Origin of the sequence: Limnofasciculus baicalensis BBK-W-15 (assembly GCF_024178385.1) — a bacterium.
Classification (GTDB): Bacteria; Cyanobacteriota; Cyanobacteriia; order Cyanobacteriales; family Coleofasciculaceae; genus Limnofasciculus; species Limnofasciculus baicalensis.
Map to the genome: position 1 here is coordinate 1 of NZ_JAMZMM010000373.1, position 5,854 is coordinate 5,854.

The 5,854-nt window shown below is 41.6% G+C and carries 5 protein-coding genes; 3 read left to right on the top strand and 2 right to left on the bottom strand.

Annotation, left to right across the window (positions count from 1 at the left end):
• The first annotated feature begins 100 nt into the window (after positions 1–100).
• Complete coding sequence (gene pheT, locus NJ959_RS24650; protein WP_254014397.1) at positions 101–2,674, top strand: phenylalanine--tRNA ligase subunit beta; 2,574 nt, start codon at positions 101–103, stop codon at positions 2,672–2,674.
• Between the two features lie 145 nt (positions 2,675–2,819).
• Entirely contained in the window at positions 2,820–3,089 is a 270-nt protein-coding gene (locus NJ959_RS24655) for a YciI family protein (protein WP_254014398.1), read from the top strand.
• Positions 3,090–3,204: 115 nt separating this feature from the next.
• On the opposite strand, the gene bioB is transcribed toward NJ959_RS24655, so the two are convergent.
• Entirely contained in the window at positions 3,205–4,221 is a 1,017-nt protein-coding gene (gene bioB, locus NJ959_RS24660; protein ID WP_254014399.1) for a biotin synthase BioB, read from the bottom strand.
• A 75-nt stretch (positions 4,222–4,296) separates the two neighbouring features.
• On the opposite strand from bioB, the gene NJ959_RS24665 reads away from it, so the two are divergent.
• The gene (locus tag NJ959_RS24665; RefSeq protein ID WP_254014400.1) at positions 4,297–4,950 is read left to right on the top strand and encodes a glutathione S-transferase family protein; all 654 of its coding nucleotides are present in this window, start codon (positions 4,297–4,299) and stop codon (positions 4,948–4,950) included.
• A gap of 32 nt (positions 4,951–4,982) precedes the next feature.
• Here the strand turns inward: NJ959_RS24665 and NJ959_RS24670 are convergent, their stop codons facing one another.
• Positions 4,983–5,393, bottom strand: a complete 411-nt coding sequence (locus NJ959_RS24670; protein ID WP_254014401.1) for a Mo-dependent nitrogenase C-terminal domain-containing protein — start codon at positions 5,391–5,393, stop codon at positions 4,983–4,985.
• Positions 5,394–5,854: the final 461 nt, after the last annotated feature.

Consider the following 5,854-nt stretch of genomic DNA (forward strand, 5'->3'; position numbering starts at 1 on the left):
CCTTGTCCCCCTACTTCTAACCTCCGTCGTCTACGTTATCCAATCCCCTCATCCAAACGGTACAATGATCTTGCCCGATCTAGGTACAAGCTGGGATTAAATGCGTATCTCTTTGAATTGGCTACGGAAATTAGTTGATCTAACTCTAGAACCTCAAGCATTAGCTGACATTCTTACTAATGCTGGATTTGAGGTTGAAGATATTGAAGATCGGCGGAAATTAGCTGATGGTGTTGTAGTTGGTAAAGTTCTAGACGTACAACCTCACCCCAATGCAGATAAGCTGAGGGTTTGTCAAGTGGATATTGGAGATGCTAATGGTCCGCTAAATATTGTTTGCGGTGCGGCAAATGTCCGACCAGATATTTATGTTCCTGTGGCAACAATAGGAGCTTATCTACCTACTATCAATCTAAAAATTAAGTCTTCAAAATTGCGCGGTGTCCGTTCAGAAGGAATGATTTGTTCTTTGGCTGAAGTTGGTTTGACCAAAGAATCGGCAGGAATTCATATCTTTTTTGAAGAGGTAAGAGGTGAGGGTGTAGATGTTAGAGTAAATCAGTCAGAAGAGAATATTTTACCTCTAACTCACATCTTGCCACCAAAAATAGGCAGTGACGCTCGTCCACTTCTTGGTTTAGATGATGTTATTCTCGACTTAACGGCTACGGCAAATCGTGCTGATGCCCTGAGTATGGTGGGGGTGGCAAGAGAAGTCGTAGCGCTAACAGGCAAGTCTTTAAGGTTACCAGAAGTTACTGAAGTATCTGTTAAATCTGGCTCCAATCGACTGACTTTGAAAATATCTGAGCCAAAAGCCTGCCCTGCTTATATTGGTACTGTAATTGAAGGGGTAAAAATTGCGCCTTCCCCCGATTGGCTCCAAAAGCAATTGGAAGCGGCTGGGGTGCGCCCGATTAATAATGTGGTGGATATCACAAACTATGTTTTATTGGAATGGGGTCAACCCCTCCACGCTTTTGATTGCGATCGCTTACACTTAGTAGGCAATCCTCAGTCACCAGCTCAAAATCCCGACTTCCCAATCCAAATCGGGGTTCGCTTTGCTAAGAATAACGAATCTTTGAAGACGCTGGATGGTCAAATTAGAACCCTAGAATCCCAAGCTCTATTAATTACTGCCAAGGATAAACCTATCGCTTTGGCAGGCGTGATGGGTGGTGAAGAAACTGAAGTTCATGATGGGACTGAGAATATATTACTAGAAGCCGCTCTATTTGAGCCAGTGGCAATTCGCAGATCGGCACGTAGTCAAGGCTTGCGCACTGAGGCATCTACCCGTTATGAACGGGGTGTGAATCAGGCAGAATTGGGTGTGGCTTGCTCAAGAGCGATCGCACTTATTTTAGAATTAGCAGGTGGCACTTTAATAACTCAGGAAATTTCCGATTGGAGATCCCATCCCTCAACCTGGACTAATTCGATTGAATTACGCCTAAATCGCGTTAATCAGGTATTGGGGGAAGTTGATTTGGGAGATGATGAAATTGGTGAAATTCAGTCAGAGGATGTAGAACGAATTCTCACATCTCTTGGCTGTCAATTAGAAAGGAAAGAGGTTAGAGGTAACGAGGAAGATCAGGAATATGAGGAAGTAGTTTGGACAGTTAAAGCACCTCCTTACCGCTATCGAGATTTAGAGCGGGAAATTGATTTAATTGAAGAAATTGCCCGTCTCTACGGTTATGACAAGTTTTATGACAAATTACCAGATAAAACAGAACTGGGTTATTTGTCTCTGGATGTGTCATTGACGCGACAACTAAGAGAAGCATTTCGAGCCGCAGGTTTGACAGAATTAGTTCAATATTCTCTAGTAAAACCCAAAGAAATAGAAGAGCAAATTCGTCTTTCTAATCCCTTGTTTGTCGAATATTCTTCCCTTCGCACTGATTTAATATCGGGATTAATTGATGCTGCACAGTACAATCTGGAGCAAGGGAACGGGATACTAAATGGTTTTGAAATTGGGAGAATTTTCTGGAGAGAAGAAGAAGGCTTCGCTGAAGCTGACGTTATTGCAGGTATTTTGGGCGGCGATCCCACTCAAGGGAAATGGATTAGGGGCGGTAAAGATTCTCCGATGACTTGGTATGAGGCAAAAGGGGTGCTGGAAAGTGCATTTGGACGCTTAGGTTTAAATATTGAATATCAGTCGGATAGACAAGACGATCGCTTTCATCCAGGACGTACTGCATCATTATGGTTAGGAGGGGATCGTTTGGGAAGATTTGGGCAACTTCATCCTCAACTTCGCGCTGAAAGGGGTTTGCCCGATGAGGTATATGTTTTTGAGTTGGACTTAGATGTAATCTTGGATAAGTTGACTCAAGATGAACATTTGACACCTCGTTTTCATGCCTATTCTACTTTCCCTGCATCGGATCGCGATATCGCTTTCTTCGTATCGGAAAAAGTCTCGGTAGCGGAGATTAAACGCACTACTCAGCAAGCAGGAGGAGCTTTATTGGAATCGGTGCAAGTCTTTGATGAATATCAAGGAGAATCAGTTCCTAATGGACAGCGAAGTTTGGCATTTCGATTAATTTATCGAGCTGGGGATCGTTCTCTTACTGCTGAGGAAATTGAATCAGTTCATCAAAATATCCGACAATCTCTCCTTGAGAAATTTGGAGTTAGTCTGAGAAGTTAAATAGTTAGTGGTTATTTGTTGTTTGTTATTTGTTGTTTGTTGTAGAATAGGCAGGACACCTGTTAAAACTATTAGTGGTTTTACGAATAACCAACAACTAGCAACCAACAACCAACAACCAACAACTAACAACCAACAACAAATTATGGCTAAATATGTAATGTGGGGAAGCTACTGTGAGGATGTTTTGGAAAAACGCACTCCTTACCGACAAGATCATCTAGATGGTTTAGCAAAGCAAAAAGAATTAGGTATTTTGATTACTCTTGGTCCAACAAAAGATCTGACTAAAGTTTTTGCTATTTATGAAGCAGAAGATGAAGTCACGGTGAAAGAGTTAATTGAAGGAGATCCTTATTGGCAAAATGGGATTTGGACTGAATATTCTGTAACAGAGTGGATTCAAGCAATTTGAAGGGGTTTTAAGTTGCATTAAGTACACTCCAGAAACCCGGTAACTTCGGCGAAACCGGGTTTCTCTGTATCTCAGATACCTTCAACCGAATTTGAGATCGGAGATTACCCTTAAATCAATCGCAAATAGAGCCATCTGCTCCTTCCAATACAAACCCTGCATCTCGAATCATTTCCCAATCTTGATGGGCTGCTTGTCCCGGTGTTGTGAGATAATCTCCGACAAAGATAGAATTAGCTGGATAAAGTCCTAAAGGTTGGAGGGAGCGCAAATGGACTTCTCTCCCTCCAGCAATTCTAATTTCCTGAGATGGTAAAATAAACCGAAATAAGCAAAGAATTCGCAGACAACGACGCGGGTTTAATTCTCTGATTTCTGCTAGTGGCGTACCGGGAATGGGAATAAGAAAATTAACGGGAACGCTTGTTACTTCCAGTTTCCTTAGCGAAAGTGCCAAATCGATTACATCATCATCAGACTCACCCATCCCCAGAATACCACCAGAACAGGTCGTAATTCCTGCTGATTTAACATTCTGTACAGTATTTTCGCGATCGCGAAAAGTATGGGTAGTACATATTTCCCCATGATGTGCTTCTGAGGTGTTAAGATTGTGATTAACTCTATCTACACCTGCTGCTGCTAAACGATGGGTTTGTTCCTCACTCAAAAGTCCCAAACAAGCGCAAATTTTTAGATCGTAATTTGCTTTAATTTCTTTAATCGTATCTACAACTCTACTAAAAATAGCTTCATTTGGCGATCTTCCAGAAATCACGAAGCAAAAAGTTCCGGCTTTTAATTGTGCTGCTCTATCTGCTGCGGCTAATATTTTTTCTGTGGCTAATAAAGGATATTTTTCAATATCAGCACTAGATATTTTAGACTGAGAACAGTAATGGCAATCTTCAGGGCATAAACCACTTTGAGCGTTGAGCAGAAAATGGAGTCGTACCCGATTTCCCCAATAATGGCGACGGACTCGGTAGGCAGCAGCAAGCTGATCGAGTATCATATCATCAGGGGCATTCAATACTGCTCGTGCTTCTTCACGGGTAAGAAGTTCCCCTGCTAGAGAGCGATGGGCTAAATTATTCCAGTCAGGAAGTTGTAGTAGGGAGGAGGCGATCATACTTGGTAGTCTTAAATATCAGCAACTTTCAAGTGTATCCTTAATTGACCATAACTTTATGAAGTTTATCTGAATATGACCAAACTTACTCTAATCCTTGGCAATAAAAACTATTCATCTTGGTCACTTCGTCCCTGGCTATTAATGAAGCAATTTAAACTAGACTTTGATGAAGTGATTATTTCACTCTACAACCCAGAATCAAAACCAAAAATCCAACAGTATTCTCCATCAGGAAAAGTGCCTGTTCTATTACACGATGAGATAACAATATGGGATTCCCTGGCAATTTGTGAATATTTAACCGAACAATTTCCTAATTATCACGGGTTGCCAGAGGATAAAAAAGCAAGAGCAATTGCACGCTCTATTAGTGCGGAAATGCACTCAGGTTTTCCCAATTTGCGTCAGAATATGCCCATGAATTGTCGGGCAAAACTACCTAGGAAAGTTATAACATCAGAGGTACAGCAAGATATTAACCGCATTACTGATATCTGGCGATACTGTCGCGGTAATTTTGGCAGTGGGGGTGATATGCTATTTGGGAAATTTGCGATCGCAGATGCTATGTTTGCCCCTGTTGTGCTACGGTTTATTACCTATAGTGTGGAGTTGGATTCTGTTTGTAAGGATTATGCTAACGCAATTTTGGCACTTCCAGCCATGAAGGAGTGGATTAAAGCGGCTGAAAGTGAACCAGAAATTATTCCTAGCTTTGAGCTTTAGCCTATAACCTATAACCTCTAACCTACAAAGCACTATTTCCCACATTCATCGACTAAATAGCATAGTGCCCGGAAACGCAGCCCCACTAATTCATCATAGATGGGATTCAACTTGCAAAGTGGGGGAATCCGTAATAGAGTACGACCAAATACTTTAATTTCCCGCTCAAAGGGGCATTGTGCGGGAATCACTTGGCAGATTAAGTCTGCCTGTTTCTCATTATGGATTTCTATACTATCCAACCACTGTTTTACAGGTTTCAGTAAATCCAAGCCTTTCTTGGGTTGGAGTGGGGAGTAGGTTTTTTGGAGTGGGGAGTGGGGAGTAGAAATTTCAATATCTGAAAAGTTACTTGTGGAGTCATTAAGAGAAGATTGCCCCTGACTACTCCCAATCCAGCTAGTCAAAATCAGCTTCTTTGTTGTATACTGAGATACGTTCATAATTCTTTCCTATGTTCGGAACAAGCGAACTGGATCGCCTGTAATTTACCTACAAGCCCTAGCCACGCAATACCGGATAATTTCCGGTATAGATTTTCGCTGGATTCCCATCATCAATTTGAAAAAGTCTTTGTTAATGGGAACTAATATCAATTTTGGGTATATCAATATTTTCCAACGCAGAGAGCTTCCTTTGATCCTGCCTTAAATAGCACCACTTGAGTGTAATAAATTTTACTGAACTTTTGTTCAGCTTGATAGTTGTTTCTCAGTAACAACACGTATACTCAGATCTTGCACCAGCGATCTGAGTTCAGTGTTAGGAGTAGCCCTTTCAGGGCGGCTACGCCAACGGTGTTAGAAGTTAAAATTTAAGAGCATTAGCACCATTATCAACTGGCGGTTAAAACCGCAGCTACACAGACAAAACCCGCCTGCGCGGGTTATTAATTAGTCTGCGC